This window comes from Faecalibacterium sp. IP-3-29 (assembly GCF_023347335.1).
Lineage (GTDB): Bacteria > Bacillota > Clostridia > Oscillospirales > Ruminococcaceae > Faecalibacterium > Faecalibacterium duncaniae.
Window position 1 is genome coordinate 1,384,277 of sequence record NZ_CP094471.1, and the last position, 17,956, is coordinate 1,402,232.

Consider the following 17,956-nt stretch of genomic DNA (forward strand, 5'->3'; position numbering starts at 1 on the left):
AAATTGTTGCAATCCCGGATTTCTGAGGCTCGAAACCGTTGTTGCGGACTGCTTGAATATACTACCACATTACCCCGGGAAAGTCAAGCGATTTTGATAGAAATTTCCTCGTTTCATATTCGATCGTGTTCCGGTGCATACTAGAACAAATTATCACCGGGGAGGCAGGACCGTGAAACGACGCAACAGAGCACAGCGATTGCTGAGACTGACAGCAGTGTATCTTCTCCTGCTGCCGTTTCTGCTGCTGGGTTGGCTGTACAGCCGCCTGCCGGATCGTGTTTATCTGGAACCCGGGCAGGCCTTGCTTTTGCCCCGCTTTGGCTGGGTGGAACCTATGGGGCTTCACGGCAGCCAGAATGCGGCCAGTACCCAGGTCGTGGGCAGTTACCAGACCACTCTGTCACTGGGCGGCTGGCTTCCCATCAAGAATATCCGCACGGTGGTCACGGAGCGCACGCAGGTCACGGTCTGCGGTACGCCGTTCGGGGTCAAAATGTTCTCCGAGGGGGCACTGATCGTTGGCTTTTCCGATATTGACAGCCCCGGCGGGAGCACAGTGAACCCGGCAAAGGCGGCGGGACTGCGCCTGGGAGACCGCGTGATCCGCATTGGACAGACCAGGACGGAAAACAATGACGCTGTGAAGGAAGCGCTGGAAGCCGCCCGGGGAAGCGCCGCAGAGGTCATCTATGTCCGCAGCGGGGAACAGCGCAGCACCACCCTGACCCCTGTCTGGGATGCTGCTGCCGCCCAGTGGCGGGCAGGCATGTGGGTGCGGGATTCCTCCGCCGGTGTGGGCACTCTGACCTTTGTGGACCCGGAAAAGGGTGTCTTTGCAGGGCTGGGGCATCCCATCAGCGACGGCGACACCGGCGAAAGCATCGCTCTGCGCAGCGGGGAGATCGTGCCGTGTGATATCACCGGGTGCAGCATGGGCACTGTGGGCAGCCCAGGGGAGCTGAAGGGGAAGTTCCTGAGCGCCCACGCCATTGGCAGCATCCGGATCAATGGAGAAAACGGTGTTTATGGCACAACGCGGACAGGCTTTTCCGGGCAAACCATGCCGGTGGCGTTTGCGCAGGAGGTCGAGACGGGGGATGCACAGATCCTGGCTACCGTCGCTGGGGAAACACCCCGTACCTACCATGTCCGCATCGAGAAGATCAGCGATGCCGATCCGCGCCGCAATATGGTCGTCCGGGTGGTGGACAAAGCCCTGCTTTCCCGGACCGGCGGCATTGTGCAGGGGATGAGCGGCAGTCCCATTTTGCAGAATGGGCGGCTGGTCGGCGCGGTGACCCATGTTCTCGTCAACGATCCGACACGGGGCTATGGAATTTTCGCGCAGACCATGCTGGAGCAGGCTGAACAGGTTGCAACGGCGGAAAAATGAGCAGATTTGGTAAAACAAAACAGGCTGATTCGACTGAAGATTCCATAATATGGCAAAAATAACAGTTGAAATCCATGGGAATTTATGGTAAAATCAGAAACGTAAGGAAAACCGCACACATTGGAGGAATGAACGATGGACAAGATCAAATTTTTGATGTCGGATACTGGCGCAGAGATCACGGCAGCCTGTCGTGAAGCTTTGGAGCAGAAGGGCGTAGAGGTGACCGTGGTGGAAAAAGACGGCCTGAAGGTCCTGCAGAAAATGCTTGCAGTGCGGCCCCAGGTGGTGTTGCTGGATGCCTTTATGCCCGGGCTGGATGCGCTGGCCGTGAAACAGAAGTACAATGCAGCCGGTGAGCGTCACACCTCTTTCTTTGTGACGGGGGCGTTCCAGAGCGAGGAAATGGTGCAGGAGCTGCTGGACGAGGGCTTTGCTTACTACTTCGTCAAGCCCTTTGACGAGACGGTTCTGGCAAGCCGCGTGCTGAAGGTGGCTGCCGGGCAGGAAAAGCGCATTCTGCATACCAGCGTGGACAGCGATGAACTGACAGTCACTGAGATCCTGCACCAGATCGGCGTTCCCGCCCACATCAAGGGCTACCAGTTCCTGCGGGATGCCATCCTGCTTACCATGAACGAGCCGGAGTACATCAACGCTGTGACCAAGCGTCTCTACCCGGAAATCGCCAAGAAAAACGGTACCACTGCCAGCCGGGTGGAGCGCGCCATCCGCCACGCCATTGAGGTGGCGTGGGACCGGGGCGATGTGGACACTCTTAACAGCTATTTCGGCTATACCATCCACAACCTGCGGGGCAAGCCCACCAATTCAGAGTTCATTGCGATGATTGCCGATAAGATGCGGCTGGATAAACGGCAGAGGGCAGTGTGATGGATACACGTGCCGACGTGATATTTTGTGCGCAAAGCTGGCAATTCTGGGATGGTGAAAAATGTTTATCGCTATGGCATTATAGAATTATGGATTCCATAGCGATGAATTGAATGTTGATAGGGCGATAAATCTCCGGAATTTATTGGGTGTGGAGCCGAATGGATTCCGGAGGTTTTTTGTGGTGGAAAAAGATGTAGAAATGTTTCTGGAGGCGTGTGAGTTAAAGGGACTGAGTCGGTATTCTTTTCGGAGAAGATGGCAGGGCAGATTCGGAAGTGGATCAAGTATAAAGACCGCTATCGTAAAAGCATGGCTCACACCGAGGGCTGGGTAACAGCAGAACAATAAGACACCAGCGTATCGTGTTGCGAAAACATGGTACGCTGGCGTTTTTGTTTGAAGAAATTGCTATGTTCTCTTATTGCTGGTAAAATAGGGGCGGATGTACGAATAAGAATGAATGTGGGAGCGTGATGGAAAGTGGATATCTCTTTTAAGATGGGCGATGAAAAGTTCAATTATAGAGTGAGTGCAATCATAATTTCTAACGGAAGAATTTTGGCAATGTCCCATGACAAACCGTCAGAGTACTACTCTCTGCCCGGGGGTAGAGTGATGATGGAGGAAACGGCCGAACAAGCGATGATACGGGAAGTTCGGGAAGAGCTTGGTGTTTCACTGAAGATATCCCGGCCATTATGGTTGAATCAATCTTTTTTCACAAAAGATACAGATGGTCTCCGATATCACGAGATATGTATTTATTTTTTGATGGATACCGCAGATGCTGGCCTGCTGGAAAGGCAAAACACGTTCACTCGAACAGAGGGAACCGATACGCATATATTTAAATGGTTAGAGATTGCTCAATTAAAGGATGAAACTTTTTATCCATTGTTCCTGAAAAAAGAAATTTCCAACCTTCCGGATGGGTTCACGATCCGAACGGAAGTGCGATGATGAATCTGTGCTTTCGATGTTGACGCTTTTGTTGTACAAAATTGAGGAATTTATCCTAATGGCATTTCTTCTGTTGTGATATAATTGTATCGATCAAAAGGAGGAATGCAAGATGATCCATCTGCTGTTAGCGGTGATCTATGTTTCTTTTATCAGTCTGGGCCTGCCGGATTCTCTGCTGGGGGCTGCGTGGCCTTCGATCTATCCGGGGTTTGGAGTTCCGGTCTCCTACTCCGGTGTGATCTTCTGTATCATATCGGTGGGAACGGTGCTCTCCAGCCTGCAAAGTGACCGGATGACCCGCCGGTTTGGAGCAGGCGGTGTTACAGCCATCAGCGTGGCCATGACCGCCGCAGCGCTGTTCGGGTTTTCTGTCAGCAGCTCATTCTGGGCCATGTGCCTGTGGGCGATCCCTTATGGACTGGGAGCTGGAAGCGTGGATGCGGCACTCAACAACTATGTGGCGCTCCATTTTGCCAGCCGCCACATGAGCTGGCTCCATTGTATGTGGGGGATCGGTGCCTCGGTCGGGCCCTACATCATGGGCGCGGCGCTTTCTTCCCGTGCCGGGTGGCAGACGGGGTATCGGGTCATCAGTGTGATGCAGATGGTGCTGACGATCATTATTCTGCTGAGCCTTCCGCTCTGGAAAACGAAATCGGGTGCGAATGCCGAGGAGCGGGAAGCAGCTCCGGCAGAAGCGCTGACCCTGAAACAGATTTTCCGGATCTCGGGCGTAAAAGAGGTTCTGGTTACATTTTTTTGCTACTGCTCTCTGGAGCAGACCACCAGTCTGTGGGCCAGCAGTTATCTGGTGCTGAACAGGGGAATCGCGCCGGAGACCGCCGCCGGCTTTGCCAGTCTTTTCTTTGTCGGCATCACCGTGGGGCGGGCGTTGTGCGGCTTCCTGACCTTAAAATTCGATGATACCCAGATGGTTCGTATGGGGCAGGGGATCATCGCGATTGGGATAGCGGCGTTTCTTCTGCCGCTTGGGGAAGCAGTGACACTGGCAGGGCTGCTGCTGGTTGGTCTTGGCTGTGCTCCGATCTATCCCAGCATCATTCATGCAACGCCGGGCCGCTTCGGTGCGGACAGGTCACAGGCGGTCATTGGGGTTCAGATGGCCAGCGCCTATATTGGCAACTGCCTGATGCCGCCGTTGTTCGGCGTGATCGCAAACCACACCACGATTGCAATTTTTCCGTATTACCTGCTGGTGATCCTGATTTTGATGGGATATATGCACGAAGCGCTGCAAAAGAAAACAAAAGCGGCGCAATAAAATACCGCTGCTCTTGCATTTGGGGAAATGCACAAGAGCAGCGGTATTTTTGTATGCATATCAATCCCGCACCTGCACCGGAACAGTCGGCAGGTCTCACAATCGGATGCGGCGCACCACGATGATGGTTCTGGATGCGGCACTGGGGGAAACCCTTTACTCAGACGGCCCAGATCGCTGGGGTTCTCTTGCCTGTATGCGTCGGCAGGCATCCTCCTTCACAAGCTCAATGATCACCGCCGTCAGGGGGATAAAGAAGATGATACCGATGATGCCAAAGAGCTCTCCGCCGATCATAGCGGCCACAAGGGTGTACAGCGGAGAAAGCCCCACAGATTTTCCCACCACCCGGGGGTAGATGAACTGGTTTTCAATAAACTGTACGGCAAGGTAAACAATGAGGCAGCGCACGGCCAGAACGGGATCCACCAACAGCACGAGGAACACGCTGACTACGCAGGAGATCAGCGCTCCGACGTAGGGGATAATGGCGCAGATGGCGGTCAGCATTCCCACCAGGCTGCCGTAGGGGATCTTGAAAACGGAAAACGCAAGGGCCATGAGAATGCCAAGGATCACGGCCTCGCTGCATTGCCCTGTCAGGAAGTTTGCAAAGGATTGCCGGAACAGTCGGCAGAACTTCAGCAGCCAAGCGGAGTGGCTGGGCTTCAGGTAGGCACAGACCAATGTGCGGGCGTGGTGGCAGAGACTCTCTGAGCCAACGGACATATAAACGGAGATGATCAGGGCAAAGGATGCGGTCACCACGATATTTACCGTGGCAGATACGGCACCTACCGCATTGACCAGCACGGTGTCGATGCTGTCGGTGACCCTGCGGAGCAGCTGCTCCCAGTCGATGCCCTCCAGCCAGCTCATCAGCCACCCCATGTCGGCATCCTGTGCGCTGAGATAGGCGGTCCAGCGGGGGATGTTTGCTTCGATCTGTACATAGAGGCTGTGAAAAGACTGCACCAGCTCCGGAATCAGCAGTGTCAGCGCCAGCACCAACACCAGCACAACACCCAGCAGGGTGATGAAGAAGCTCAGGAGATGAAGTACTTTATCCGAGGGCTGTTTTTTGGCCTTGCAGAACAGGCGTTTCAGCCGTTTTTCCAGCCCGGTCATAGGCACGTTGATAAAAAGTGCCAGAATGCCGCCTGCCAGAATGGGCAATACCAGGTCTACCAGCTGTGCAGCAAATGCCAGAACGGAAGAAAGCCGCAGCAGCGCCACAAAAAGCGTGACTCCTACAACAGTTATGAGCAGATATTGTTTTGTTTTTGGTTCCATGAAAAAATCCTTTCCCGGAGCTGATGGCTGAAATATGCAAAGAGAACGTCTGCGAACTCTTTTTTCGTATTGTAATCAGAAGCAGCTGGCTTGTCAAGAAGTTGGGAACTGCGGGGTTTTCTTTTTGGGTCGGGCGTGATATAATATGTAGGTCGCAATTCTGTGAAAAAACTCAAAATAAACGGGAATGCGTGGAAAAGCAAAGGAATATAACAAAGAGTATCTTTGCTGCTTATATAAGGTTGAACGAAAATCAACTTAATACAAAATTCCATAGTACAGTCTGTATAAAAATGACACGAAAAAAGCTGAAATTTCCTCTTGCTTTTTCTGAGATCTGTGCTATAATATTAAGGCAATCGTTTCCAAGGCCGCTCGCGGGGGTAGCCGATATTGAAGGTTGTGATGGGCACATACATTTATAATATGGCCCCAATAAGTCAGAACCAGAAATGAGGTGAAAAAGAATGAAACAGGGTATCCATCCGAACTACGTTGACTGCACCATCACTTGCGCTTGCGGCAACGTCATTAAGACTCGTTCTACCAAGCCCGAGATCCACGTCGAAGTTTGCTCCAAGTGCCACCCCTTCTACACTGGTAAGCAGAAGCTGGTTGACACCGGCGGACGTGTTGAGCGCTTCAACAAGCGTTTCGGCCGTAAGTAATTACTGGTCTTTTCAGCGCCGTCTCCTTTGGGAGGCGGCGTTTTTTGTTGTTATGCCGCACAAAAGCTCTCTTTCTGTAATCTACACGCCGTTCCCTTATTTTGAACACATTTCCGGACTAAAATAAACCAGTATCTTCAAAAAGCGCTTTGCGCTGCCTTAGAAAGGAGCGTTGTGAACGTGATCGAAGTTTCTCATCTCACCAAACAGTATGGCAATCATCTTGCCGTGGACGATGTCTCGTTTACCGTGGCAGATGGCCAGATCTGTGGTCTGCTGGGGCCCAACGGCGCGGGCAAATCCACCATTATGAACATCCTCACCGGCTATCTCTCTGCCACCAGTGGGCAGGTGACGGTGGCAGGGCACCCTCTGCCCGAGGAGGCCGATGCCGCCAAGGCCTGTGTGGGCTATCTGCCCGAACAGCCGCCCCTTTACCCGGAGATGACGGTGCAGGAGTACCTGACCTTTGCCGCCGAGTTGAAGGGTGTGAAAAAGGCGGAACGGAAGGAGCAGGTGTGCAGGGCTGCCCGCCGTACCGGGCTGGAAACCGTTCTGCCCCGGCTCATCCGCAGCCTTTCCAAGGGCTACAAGCAGCGGGTGGGCATTGCACAGGCATTGCTGGGCAGTCCCAGGCTCATCATTCTGGACGAGCCGACGGTCGGCCTGGACCCGGCACAGGTCATCGAGATCCGCAAGCTCATCCGGGAGCTGGGTCGGGCACATACAGTTATCCTGTCCAGCCATATCCTCAGTGAGGTGCAGGCAGTCTGCCAGCAGATCCTGATCCTTTCCAAAGGGCATCTGGCGGCAGCAGGCAGTCTGGAGGAGCTGACCGCCGATGGCAAGAGCCTGGAAGCGGTGTTTCTGGAACTGACCGACGGTGAATCGGAAGAAGCAACCGGAGAGGAGGACGCAGAATGACAGCTATTTTTAAGCGGGAATTCCGCAGCTTCTTTCACGGGATGCTGGGGTACGTCCTCACGGCGTTTCTGGTGGCGAGTTCCGGCCTGTATTTTCTGGCCCGGTGCCTGATCTACGGCCTGACGGATTTCAGTTACTACACCCTCTACCAGACCATTTTCATGCTGCTGCTCTATATCCCGGTGCTGGCGATGCGCTCACTGGCCGAGGAGCGCCACAGCCGCACCGACCAGCTGCTGCTCACCAGCCCGGTCTCAGTGTGGGGCATCGTGCTGGGCAAGTTCTTTGCCATGGCGGCTGTGTTCGCTCTGCCCTGCGCTGTGGATGCGGTGATGATCTTCATCCTCTGGGCGCTGGGCAGCACCGTGTCTGCTCTGCTCGCAAACCTTGCGGGGCTGCTCTGCTACTTTTTGCTGGGCTGTGCAGCCATTGCATTGTGTGAGTTTCTCTCCGGCCTGACCGAGAACCAGATCATTGCTGCCGTGGCGGGCTTTTCAGCTCTGCTGCTGGCCTACCTGATGCCCAGCCTGCGCAGCATGTTCAATGCGGGCAGCGCCGTGGCGCTGGCAGTGTTCACCGGGATCGCAGGCGCGGCTTCTCTGGCGGCCGGTCTGCGCACCCGCAGCTTTGTGCTGGGGTGCCTGACCTTTGCGGCGCTCTGCCTGGGCCTGACGGGGCTGTTTCTGCTCCGCAGTGCATGGCTTACCGAGGCTTTCAGCGCCGTGCTGAGTGCCCTGTGCCTGTTTACACCCTTTGAGGATTTTGTCAACAACAGCTTCTCCATCCCTGCCGTGGTCTATTATCTGACTGTGACGGCAGTGTTCCTGTTCCTTACGGCGCAGGACATTGAGAAGCGCCGCTGGAACTGAGAGGAGGGAACACAGATGAAGCTTTTTGCAAAGCAGAGCTCCTCGGGTGACGGGCGGGTGTTCCGCAGCGGGGTGTGGTCGGCAGCCATTGCCGCGGCTGTGATCGTGCTGGCCGTGCTGGTTAATCTCATTGTCCGGGCCATTCCTTCCAGATATACCGAGTTCGATCTCTCCGAGGCGGGGCTCTACACCCTGAGCGAGAGCTCCAGACAGGTGGCCGACGACCTGACGCAGGATGTGACCATTTACTATCTGGCTCAGACCGGCAATGAGGACCAGATCATCTCCAAGCTGCTGGACAAATACGCCGCCCAGAGCAGCCATATCACTTGGGAGCTGAAAGATCCGGCAGTCTACCCGACCTTTGCGGCCCAGTACGGCGCACAGGATCTGACCTCCGGTGGGCTGATCCTGGTCTGCGGGGAACAGAGCAAGGTGCTGGATGCCGCAGAGCTTTACGACTACGATTACAGCGATTATGCCGCCACCGGCGCGGCCAACGTGACCTTTGACGGTGAAAGCAGGATCACCTCTGCCATCTACCAGCTGACCAGCGGAGAGAGCCGCCATGTGTACTACACCACCAACCACGGCGAGCAGGCGCTGACTTCCACCCTGACCGATGCGCTGGAAAGCCAGAACCTGACCGTCTCGGCACTTGACCTGCTCTCCCAGACCATCCCCGAGGACTGTGACCTGCTTGTCATCAACGATCCGGCGCAGGACTTTTCCGGCGCAGGCAGTCTGGTGGATGAGCTGGGCCAGCTGCGCAGCTACCTGAGCAACGGAGGCCGCGTGCTGCTGCTGACGGATTCCTATTATAGTACCCCCAATCTGGATGCTGTGATGGCCGAGTTCGGCCTGACCCGCACCGAGGGCCTTGTGGTGGAGGGTGACACTAACCACTACCTCAATGGCTACCCGGCCCTTTACCTGCTGCCGGATTATGCCAGCACAGAGGAATCCACCGCGCTGGACGGTGTGAACACCAGCCGCCGAGTTCTGCTGCAGATGGCACAGGGCATCACCCTGACCGAGACAGAGCATGTGGTCTCGGAAGCCCTGCTGGTCAGCTCGGACAGTGCTTACAGCAAACCGGAAGGTTACGAGATGACCACCACCGAGAAGGCGGGCGGCGACATTGCCGGTCCCTTCACGCTGGCAGCATACGCCCGCAATGAGGACACGGGTGCCCAGGTCATCTGGGTCAACTGCGGCAATATGGACAATGAGGGCATCTATCAGGTCATCCCGGGCAATGTGACCTTCTTGCAGGGGTGTGCGGCTTCGCTGGCCGGGCAGGAGAGCGCTGTCCTCATCGACAGCAAGGCACTGGAAGCAGTTCCGTTGGAAGTGCCAGGTATTGCCGCCTCTACGCTGGGCCTGCTCTTTGTCATCGTTCTGCCTGCGGCTCTGCTGGCTGTGGGTGCCGTGGTGGTCGTGCTGCGGCGTAGAAAGTGAGGACCTGTCCATGAAAGCAAAACAGCGTACCCTCGGGGTGCTGCTTTTCCTCATCCTGCTGGCAGGCGGCGTGTTTGCCCTGCTGACGCTGCGGAATGCCCGGGAAGAACAGGCTGCCAGTGCGGCCGCAGATGGAACCATTCCGCTGGCGGCAGTTTCGGGCAATGACCTGACGCAGATCGTGCTCCACTATCAGGGCGAGACGAACACCCTGCTCTATACCGCCGATGGCTGGACGCTGGCTGAAGATCCCGCTTACCATCTGGACACCTCTGCCTGCAACACAATGCTCATCGCGCTTTCCTCTTTGAACGCAAAGCGGGAGCTGAGCCCGCAGGCAGGGGAGGACTACGGCTTTGCGGAGCCTGCGCTGACCATAGAGGTGACGGCAGCGGGCGAAACGGACACCTATACCTTCGGGACCAGCAATACCATGACAGGGGATCTCTATGTCCGCAAGAATAACAGCGATGTCATTTATACGGTATCGGGGACCAAAGCCGCCTGCTTTGAGTTGACCAGGGCGGAGCTGTTCGGTGCCTTCAACCCGGCGGGGCTGACGGTCTCGGAGATCGAAGCCGTCTCCTATACGCTGGCCGATGGCGAGACCGTGACCCTGAAAGCAAACTCGGAGCCTGTAGCAGAGAGTGACAGCAACGCCTACCAGACTGTCTGGCGGCTGGCAGGGGACACCGCCGCAGACCTCGACGAGACAAAGGTGGATGCCATCCTCTCGGCGCTCTGCACCTATGTCTCGGCACAGGCAACAGATGCCGACCCGGCGGCGTATGGTTTTGAGGCTCCGCTGGTCACAGCAGAGGTCACCACAGCCGATGGCACAATAAATCTGACCTATGCCATGGGGACAGACGGCTGTTACCTGATGGTGGAAGGCGACAGCTCCGTTTATACGGTGGATGCCAGTGTGGTGAGCGCGCTTTTATACCCTGCGGATCAGCTGAAAGCAGAATAAAACGTTTCACTCCCGCACTGTGCGAATTCTTGGTACAGCGCGGGATTTTTTTGCGCCGGATGTAAAGTTTCGGCAAACCTCGACAGAGTGATTGACATTTCAGTTCGGATTGTTTATGATAGGCGATGACAGGGCAGAATAACTGCACAATATTACGGATGTCATGGATGTTGTGCGGGGCTGGTCGCCCTGGTACGAAGGATGGGGTGGATGCCCTGTCTTTTTTCGTATCTGAGTTTAAGGAGGAAAAGTAAAAAATGGACAACTCGGTGATCGTTTCACTGCGCGATATCGTGGTGGAATTTGACGGTCAGCGCATTCTGGATGGGCTGAACCTGGACATCCATGACAAAGAGTTCGTAACGCTGCTGGGCTCCTCCGGCTGCGGCAAGACCACCACCCTGCGCCTGATTGCAGGCTTCCTGGAACCCAACGCGGGTCAGGTGCTGCTGAAGGGCCGAGATATTACCGGTGTGCCCCCCTATAAGCGTCCGGTGAATACCGTGTTCCAGAAGTACGCGCTGTTCCCGCACCTGAACGTGTTTGAGAATGTGGCCTTTGGCCTGCGCCTGAAGAAGATGGACGAAGAGACCATCCGCCGCAAGGTACGCGATATGTTGGAGGTGGTCGGCCTGAAGGGGTTTGAGCGCCGCAGCATCGGTCAGATGTCCGGCGGCCAGCAGCAGCGAGTTGCCATTGCCCGCAGTCTGGTCAATGAGCCTGAGATCCTGCTGCTGGACGAGCCTCTGGGTGCACTGGACCTTAAGCTCCGCAAGGAGATGCAGCTGGAGCTCAAGCGCCTGCAGCGTGAGATGAACATCACCTTTATTTATGTTACCCACGATCAGGAAGAGGCCCTGACCATGTCCGATACCGTCGTTGTGATGAACGGCGGCAAGGTGCAGCAGATCGGTACCCCCGAGGATATCTACAACGAGCCTAAAAATGCCTTTGTGGCGGACTTTATCGGCGATTCCAACATTGTGGATGGCGTGATGCACCGCGACTTCCTGGTCTCCTTCTCGGGTGTGCAGTTCCCCTGCGTGGACCGCGGCTTTGCCCGGGAACAGAGCGTTCAGGTGGTGGTCCGCCCCGAGGACATTGAAGTGGTCAGTCCCGTGGAGGGTCAGCTGGTGGGCGTAGTCAATGATGTCATCTTCAAGGGCGTTCACTTTGAGATGCACGTTGAGTGCGAGGGCCGTGAGTGGCTGATCCACTCCACCCGCGCCTGCACCCCCGGTGAAACCATTGGTATGCGCATCGGCCCCAACGAGATCCATATCATGGCACGTTCGGAGGGCTGAATGGGAAATGATGAAAATTTACGATAAGAAGCTGGCCTATCCTTATTTTATCTGGATGGTGCTGTTCACGGTGGTTCCGCTGATCATCGTGGTCTATTATGCCCTGACCGATGGCAGCGGCAATTTCACCATTGCCAATCTGACCAGCGTCAGCGGCTACGGCTCCGTGTTTGCCCGCAGCCTGCTGCTGGCCCTTGTGGCTACCGTGATCTGCCTGATCATTGCATTTCCGGTGGGCTATTTCCTGTCCCGCCTGCGGGTGAACAAGCAGCATATCATGCTGATGCTGGTCATGCTGCCCATGTGGATGAACTTCCTGCTCCGCACCTATGCCTGGATGGGCCTGCTGAGCATCAACGGCCCTGTGAACGCGGTGCTGGGCTTTTTTGGCCTGGGCCCCTATACCATGCTGAACACCTCCGGCGCGGTGGTGCTGGGCATGGTGTATAACTATGTGCCCTACATGATCCTGCCCCTCTACACCAGTATGACCAAGATCGATCAGAGCCTGGTGGAAGCGGCACAGGATCTGGGAGCCTCCACCACCCAGACCCTTTTCCGGGTGCTCATCCCCATGAGCGTGCCCGGCATCAGCACCGGCATCACCATGGTGTTCGTTCCGGCGGTGTCCACCTTTGTCATCAGCCGTATGCTGGGCGGCGGCTCCAACCTGATGATCGGCGACCTGATCGAGATGCAGTTCCTGGGCAACAGCTACAACCTGAACGTCGGTTCGGCCATGAGCCTTGTGCTGATGATCATCGTCCTGCTCTGCATGAGCTTCACATCCAGCTTTGATGAAGATGAAATGGAGGGCGTGTCCTGATGAAAACGAAACATCTGCGCCTGATGCAGCGGGCCTACGTCATCCTCTTCTTCTGCTTCATGTACCTGCCCATTGCCTATATGATTGTGTTCAGCTTCAACCAGAGCAAGGGCTACGCACTGTTCACAGGCTTTACCCTTAAGTGGTACACCAGCCTGCTCCATAACTCTGCCATCCTGAGCGCTTTGCGCGTCTCGCTGGAGGTGGCCCTCATCTCTGCGGTCATTGCAACGGTGCTGGGCACGGCGGCCTCGCTGGGCATTGCATCCATGAGCCGCAAGAGCCGCCTGGTGGTCACCAACATCACCTATATCCCGGTGGTCAACCCGGAGATCATCACCGGCATCTCCCTGATGCTGCTGTTTGTGGCTTACCAGCGCTTTTCCGAGGGAGTCTCCTGGCTGCCCGACACCATCATGGGAATGCCCACGCTGCTGATTGCGCATATCGCCTTCAATGTGCCCTATGTCATCTTCAACGTGACCCCCAAGCTCAAGCAGCTGGACATCAAACTGTATGAGGCAGCTCTGGATCTGGGCTGCGATCCCAGGCAGGCGTTCTTCAAGGTCATCCTGCCTGAGATCAGCCCGGCCATCCTGTCTGCCTTCCTCATCTGCCTGACCTACTCCATCGATGATTTTATGATCTCCTATTTCAACTGCGGCACGGTGGAGACCCTGCCCATTGCCATCTATTCCATGACCCGGAAAAAGGTCAGCCCGGAGATCTATGCCCTGTCCACCATCATGTTTGTGGTGATCCTGACCATCATCCTCATCTCCAATGCCATGGAGAGCCGGGAGTACCGCCGGGATCAGAAGGCACTGAGAGGGGAGGACGTAAAATGAAACGTTTTGCTGTTCTGCTGCTGACGCTGGCCATGGTATTCTGCTGTGCTGCGCCCGCCTTTGCCGCCGGAACCATTGAGGTGACCGAGGACGTTTCGGTCTCGGACGATTACGACTGGACTCGCTTTCAGGGCCAGAATCTCACCCTGAACGTTTACAACTGGGGCGAATACATCTCCAACGGCTCCGATGACAGCGTGGATGTGGTGGCCGCCTTCGAGAAGCTTACCGGCATCAAGGTCAACTACACCACCTTTGATTCCAACGAGTCCATGTACGCCAAACTGAAATCCGGTGCGGCCAACTACGATGTGGTCATCCCTTCGGATTACATGGTGGCAAAGATGATCGCCGAGGGAATGCTTGCACCGCTGGATTACAGCAACATCCCCAACTCCCAGAACATCGATGCGGTCTACCGTGATCCGGATTATGACCCCACCAACGCCTATACCGTGCCCTATATGCTCTGTACCACCGGCATCATCTACAACACCACCATGGTGGAGAATGCCCCCACCAAATGGGCTGACCTGTGGGACGAGCAGTACACGGGCAACATCCTGATGTTCAATAACAGCCGTGATGCCTACGCCATTGCAGCGTTCAAGAACGGCACCAGCATCAACCCCGAGACCCCGGAAGAGGTGGACGAGGTGGTGGAGACCCTGAAAGCGCAAAAACCGCTGGTGCAGGCCTACGTTATGGATGAGATCTTTGATAAGATGATCGGCGGCGAGGCGGCCATCGGCGTGTACTACTCCGGCGATGCCATTACCATGATCGATGATAACCCGGATCTGGCCTGGGTGTTCCCGGAGGAGGGCAGTGTGCTGTCGGTGGACTGCATGGCGGTGCCTGCCACCAGTGAGCACAAGGAAGCTGCGGAGATGTTCATCAACTTCATGTGCGAGCCGGACATCGGAAAGGCCAATGCGGAGTATATCGGCTATACCACCCCCATGCAGAAGGTGTGGGATATCCTGGACGAGGATCTGAAGTACAGTGAGATCGCATACCCCTCTGAGGAAGTGGAAGCCAGGGAAAAGGTGTTCACCGCCCTGAGCGATGAGGTCAACAACGAGCTCGATGTAAAGTGGAGCGAGATGAAGAGCTACAATGAGGGCGGCAGCGGCGTTGTGTTCCTGATGCTGCTGCTTGCCATGGTAGCGCTGGCCTGCTTCAATATCTGGCGCAAGCTGCGCAAAAAGACCCGGAATCAGTATTGAGAAGAAAGGGCCCTCTCCGTCAAAGCCTCTGGCAATGCGAAGCAATGACGGAGAGGGTCCTCTTTTGGAAAGGAAACGTATGAATCAATATACCTATCATACCACCGTCCTGAACGCAGACGGCGATTTTCGCCGGATGATCAAGCCCAGCGCCCTGTTCCGCTATGTGGAGCAGGCTGCGGCAGACCACGCCCGCGCCTACGGCATGGACGATGCTTTTTTCAAAGCGCACCACACGGCGTTTCTGGTGGGCAAGCAGGCGGCGCAGATCACCCGGATGCCCCTGCGTGCCGAAAAGCTGACCTTTCTTACCGCCTGTGAGCCGTGCAAGAAGGGTTCGATGAAGCGGCTGACCCGCATTCTGGACGAAGCAGGGAAGGAGTGTGCCCTGATCGACAGCCGGTGGATCGTGGTGGATACCGATCGCGAGTGCATCCTGCGCCAGCCCTCCTGGTATACGCCCGGTTACTGGAACGAGGATCTGGACGGGGAGCTGCCCCAGCTGGTGCACAAAGCAAAGGAACTGACCTGTGCAGGCAGCCGGACAGCCAGTTACTCCTTGTGCGACCTGAACGGCCATGTGAACAACGCCTGCTATCTGGACATTGCCTGCGATGCCCTGCCGCTGGAGGTGGTCAAGGCCGGGCCGTTGAAATTTGTCTCCGTCAAGTACCACCGGGAGATCCCGCTGGGCAGTCAGGTCGAGGTGTTTTATGCGCCCTCGGCCGATGGCTGGTATGTGGTGGGCCGCCGCGAAGAGCACGCCGCGTTTGAATGCTACCTGGAATTTACAAAATAAATCCGGAAAAATTACAATTATGTTACAAAATCTGCGAAAAAGGTCTTGCAAAACAGGAACAAAAGAGTTACAATATGGTTACAGAAAGCGATGAGCGCTTTTTGAGACTGAAATCTTTTTCTTCTTGTTGAATAAGAGATATCGGGTGCAGGGCCTTCTCCTCCTCCGGCTGTTCTCCTTCACAGCTGTCGGCCACTGTATCGCACAGGCGGTATCTCGCTTCGTGTGCAAAAAAGTCCGTCCGGTTTTCCGGTGCGGACTTTTTTGCACTCTAATTTGTGTCAGAAAACCGGCCTGTCAGGCGGAAAAGTATGACCTTGCACGTTTTTGGTGGTCAATTTTACTGTTTTTCCGCAAAGGACAGTTCTAAAGTTTGTTGCCGCTGGGGTTTGTATTCTGACGGGGTTTGTGGTAAAGTATAGTCAATCAATTTATAAGCAGCAAACATGAATTATTTTGATGCTGGCCCGTTGTTGATGCGTTAAGAAAAAAGGAGTTTAGAGTATGGCTTATTTCTATGAAGAACCTTCCCGCACCTTTGGCGAGTACCTGCTGGTTCCGGGTTATTCCTCTGCAGAGAATGTCCCCACGGCAGTCAGCCTGAAGACCCCGCTGGTCAAGTACCGCAAGGGGGAAGAGGCCTGCCCGCTGGAAATGAACATCCCCATGATCAGTGCCATCATGCAGTCGGTCTCCGGCGATAAACTGGCCATTGCACTGGCACGTGAGGGCGGTGTGTCCTTCATTTACGGCTCCCAGAGCATTGAGAACGAGGCTGCCATGGTGCGCCGCGTCAAGAGCTATAAGGCCGGTTATGTGGTCTCCGATTCCAACCTGGCTCCCACCGCCACCCTGCACGATGTGCTGGAGCTCAAGGCCCGCACCGGCCACTCCACCATTGCTGTCACTGCCGATGGCACTCCTCACGGCAAGCTGATGGGCATTGTGGCCTCCCGTGATTACCGTGTCAACCACACCCCCGATGATGCTTCCGTTACCACTTTTATGACTCCCATCGAGAAGCTGGTCACCGCACCGGAGAATACCTCCCTGCACGACTGCAACAACATCATCTGGGACAACAAGATCAACACGCTGCCGCTGGTGGATGCTGAGGGCAACCTGAAATACTTCGTGTTCCGCAAGGACTACGATTCCCACAAGAAGAACGTCAACGAGCTGCTGGATGCCAACAAGAGCTATGTGGTCGGTGCCGGCATCAACACCCGCGACTATGCCCAGCGCGTTCCCGCACTGGTCGAGGCTGGCGTGGATGTGCTCTGCATCGACTCCTCCGAGGGCTACTCCGAGTGGCAGAGCCGTACCATCGCCTGGATCCGTGAGCACTACGGCGACACCGTGAAGGTGGGCGCAGGCAACGTTGTGGATGCCGAGGGCTTCCGTTTTCTGGCAAAGGCCGGCGCAGACTTTGTTAAGATCGGCATTGGCGGCGGTTCCATCTGCATTACCCGTGAGACCAAGGGCATCGGCCGTGGTCAGGCCACCGCTGTCATCGAGGTCGCAAAGGCCCGTGACGAGTACTACAAGGAGACCGGCATCTATGTGCCCATCTGCTCCGATGGCGGCATCGTCCACGATTATCATATCACTCTGGCTCTGGCCATGGGCGCTGACTTTGTCATGCTGGGCCGCTACTTCGCACGCTTTGACGAGAGCCCCACGAACAAGGTGCGCATCAATGGCCAGTATATGAAGGAGTACTGGGGCGAGGGCTCCAACCGTGCCCGCAACTGGCAGCGTTATGACCTGGGCGGTTCCACCAAGCTGAGCTTTGAGGAAGGCGTGGACAGCTATGTTCCTTACGCAGGTCCTCTGGCCGATGGTGTCCAGACCACCCTGTACAAGGTCAAGAGCACCATGTGCAACTGCGGCGCACTCTCCATCCCCGAGCTGCAGCAGAAGGCCAAGCTGACTGTGGTTTCCTCTACCTCCATCGTGGAGGGTGGCAGCCATGACGTTGTGCTGAAAAATGCGACCCCCAATATTATAAACGGCTGAGCCTGAACAGGCTTGCAGGGCCGCTCCCGGAGCTTTCGGGGGCGGCCCTTTTGGCAGTACCGAAAAAAAGATTTTTCTTTCTGCACGCAGGAAATTTACAAAAGCCCTTGCACCCGGGCGGCAAAGATGCTATCATGGTACAAACGTCCTGTCAAGACAGGGTGCAGGCCCACGCACTGCCGGAACAAAGGCAGGGGGAGAAGGG

At 55.8% G+C, this 17,956-nt stretch carries 16 protein-coding genes; 15 read left to right on the plus strand and 1 reads right to left on the minus strand.

Going from position 1 to position 17,956, the window contains the following annotated elements; translation table 11 throughout:
* Positions 1–172: 172 nt before the first annotated feature.
* From spoIVB to MTP40_RS06620, 4 genes are all read left to right on the plus strand, one after another.
* The gene (gene spoIVB / locus MTP40_RS06605; protein WP_249260043.1) at positions 173–1,396 is read left to right on the plus strand and encodes a SpoIVB peptidase; all 1,224 of its coding nucleotides are present in this window, start codon (positions 173–175) and stop codon (positions 1,394–1,396) included.
* Positions 1,397–1,531: 135 nt separating this feature from the next.
* Positions 1,532–2,290: a sporulation transcription factor Spo0A gene (spo0A, locus tag MTP40_RS06610; protein WP_117476226.1), complete on the plus strand. Its 759-nt coding sequence runs from the start codon at positions 1,532–1,534 to the stop codon at positions 2,288–2,290.
* Positions 2,291–2,791: 501 nt separating this feature from the next.
* Positions 2,792–3,253 (plus strand): NUDIX hydrolase, encoded by a 462-nt coding sequence (locus MTP40_RS06615; protein ID WP_005932800.1) that lies wholly within the window; start codon positions 2,792–2,794, stop codon positions 3,251–3,253.
* Between the two features lie 112 nt (positions 3,254–3,365).
* Positions 3,366–4,538, plus strand: coding sequence for an MFS transporter (locus MTP40_RS06620; protein ID WP_249260044.1), 1,173 nt, complete (start codon positions 3,366–3,368; stop codon positions 4,536–4,538).
* A 156-nt stretch (positions 4,539–4,694) separates the two neighbouring features.
* On the opposite strand, the gene MTP40_RS06625 is transcribed toward MTP40_RS06620, so the two are convergent.
* Positions 4,695–5,774: an AI-2E family transporter gene (locus MTP40_RS06625; RefSeq protein ID WP_249260045.1), complete on the minus strand. Its 1,080-nt coding sequence runs from the start codon at positions 5,772–5,774 to the stop codon at positions 4,695–4,697.
* Between the two features lie 524 nt (positions 5,775–6,298).
* Here MTP40_RS06625 and rpmE point away from each other — a divergent pair.
* The 11 genes from rpmE to MTP40_RS06680 all read left to right on the plus strand — a co-directional run bounded on the left by rpmE (position 6,299) and on the right by MTP40_RS06680 (position 17,751).
* Positions 6,299–6,499, plus strand: coding sequence for a 50S ribosomal protein L31 (rpmE, locus tag MTP40_RS06630; protein WP_005926533.1), 201 nt, complete (start codon positions 6,299–6,301; stop codon positions 6,497–6,499).
* A 180-nt stretch (positions 6,500–6,679) separates the two neighbouring features.
* The gene (locus tag MTP40_RS06635; RefSeq protein WP_442900446.1) at positions 6,680–7,423 is read left to right on the plus strand and encodes an ABC transporter ATP-binding protein; all 744 of its coding nucleotides are present in this window, start codon (positions 6,680–6,682) and stop codon (positions 7,421–7,423) included.
* On the plus strand, positions 7,420–8,292 hold the full coding sequence (locus tag MTP40_RS06640) for an ABC transporter permease (protein WP_249260046.1): 873 nt from the start codon (positions 7,420–7,422) through the stop codon (positions 8,290–8,292). The genes MTP40_RS06635 and MTP40_RS06640 overlap by 4 nt, the downstream gene beginning before the upstream one ends.
* A gap of 15 nt (positions 8,293–8,307) precedes the next feature.
* Positions 8,308–9,753, plus strand: coding sequence for a GldG family protein (locus tag MTP40_RS06645; protein WP_249260047.1), 1,446 nt, complete (start codon positions 8,308–8,310; stop codon positions 9,751–9,753).
* A gap of 10 nt (positions 9,754–9,763) precedes the next feature.
* A complete protein-coding gene (locus tag MTP40_RS06650) occupies positions 9,764–10,726 on the plus strand; it encodes a DUF4340 domain-containing protein (RefSeq protein WP_207696884.1) in 963 nt (320 codons plus the stop codon).
* Positions 10,727–10,983: 257 nt separating this feature from the next.
* The gene (gene potA / locus MTP40_RS06655) at positions 10,984–12,030 is read left to right on the plus strand and encodes a spermidine/putrescine ABC transporter ATP-binding protein (protein WP_005932816.1); all 1,047 of its coding nucleotides are present in this window, start codon (positions 10,984–10,986) and stop codon (positions 12,028–12,030) included.
* A gap of 10 nt (positions 12,031–12,040) precedes the next feature.
* Positions 12,041–12,856, plus strand: a complete 816-nt coding sequence (locus MTP40_RS06660; protein ID WP_097771254.1) for an ABC transporter permease — start codon at positions 12,041–12,043, stop codon at positions 12,854–12,856.
* On the plus strand, positions 12,856–13,704 hold the full coding sequence (locus MTP40_RS06665; RefSeq protein ID WP_207696883.1) for an ABC transporter permease: 849 nt from the start codon (positions 12,856–12,858) through the stop codon (positions 13,702–13,704). The genes MTP40_RS06660 and MTP40_RS06665 overlap by 1 nt, the downstream gene beginning before the upstream one ends.
* On the plus strand, positions 13,701–14,933 hold the full coding sequence (locus tag MTP40_RS06670) for an ABC transporter substrate-binding protein (protein ID WP_249260048.1): 1,233 nt from the start codon (positions 13,701–13,703) through the stop codon (positions 14,931–14,933). Before MTP40_RS06665 ends, MTP40_RS06670 begins: the two co-directional genes overlap by 4 nt.
* A gap of 79 nt (positions 14,934–15,012) precedes the next feature.
* A complete protein-coding gene (locus MTP40_RS06675; RefSeq protein WP_249260049.1) occupies positions 15,013–15,732 on the plus strand; it encodes an acyl-[acyl-carrier-protein] thioesterase in 720 nt (239 codons plus the stop codon).
* Positions 15,733–16,236: 504 nt separating this feature from the next.
* Positions 16,237–17,751, plus strand: a complete 1,515-nt coding sequence (locus MTP40_RS06680; RefSeq protein ID WP_098922427.1) for an IMP dehydrogenase — start codon at positions 16,237–16,239, stop codon at positions 17,749–17,751.
* The last annotated feature ends 205 nt before the right edge of the window (positions 17,752–17,956 follow it).

Coding starts and splice junctions, on each gene's coding strand:
- potA (WP_005932816.1), top strand. CDS start 10,984: ATGGACAACTCGGTGATCGTTTCACTGCGCGATATCGTGGTGGAATTT.
- MTP40_RS06665 (WP_207696883.1), top strand. CDS start 12,856: ATGAAAACGAAACATCTGCGCCTGATGCAGCGGGCCTACGTCATCCTC.
- MTP40_RS06670 (WP_249260048.1), top strand. CDS start 13,701: ATGAAACGTTTTGCTGTTCTGCTGCTGACGCTGGCCATGGTATTCTGC.
- rpmE (WP_005926533.1), top strand. CDS start 6,299: ATGAAACAGGGTATCCATCCGAACTACGTTGACTGCACCATCACTTGC.
- MTP40_RS06615 (WP_005932800.1), top strand. CDS start 2,792: ATGGGCGATGAAAAGTTCAATTATAGAGTGAGTGCAATCATAATTTCT.
- MTP40_RS06620 (WP_249260044.1), top strand. CDS start 3,366: ATGATCCATCTGCTGTTAGCGGTGATCTATGTTTCTTTTATCAGTCTG.
- MTP40_RS06640 (WP_249260046.1), top strand. CDS start 7,420: ATGACAGCTATTTTTAAGCGGGAATTCCGCAGCTTCTTTCACGGGATG.
- MTP40_RS06675 (WP_249260049.1), top strand. CDS start 15,013: ATGAATCAATATACCTATCATACCACCGTCCTGAACGCAGACGGCGAT.
- MTP40_RS06660 (WP_097771254.1), top strand. CDS start 12,041: ATGAAAATTTACGATAAGAAGCTGGCCTATCCTTATTTTATCTGGATG.
- MTP40_RS06645 (WP_249260047.1), top strand. CDS start 8,308: ATGAAGCTTTTTGCAAAGCAGAGCTCCTCGGGTGACGGGCGGGTGTTC.
- spo0A (WP_117476226.1), top strand. CDS start 1,532: ATGGACAAGATCAAATTTTTGATGTCGGATACTGGCGCAGAGATCACG.
- MTP40_RS06650 (WP_207696884.1), top strand. CDS start 9,764: ATGAAAGCAAAACAGCGTACCCTCGGGGTGCTGCTTTTCCTCATCCTG.
- MTP40_RS06680 (WP_098922427.1), top strand. CDS start 16,237: ATGGCTTATTTCTATGAAGAACCTTCCCGCACCTTTGGCGAGTACCTG.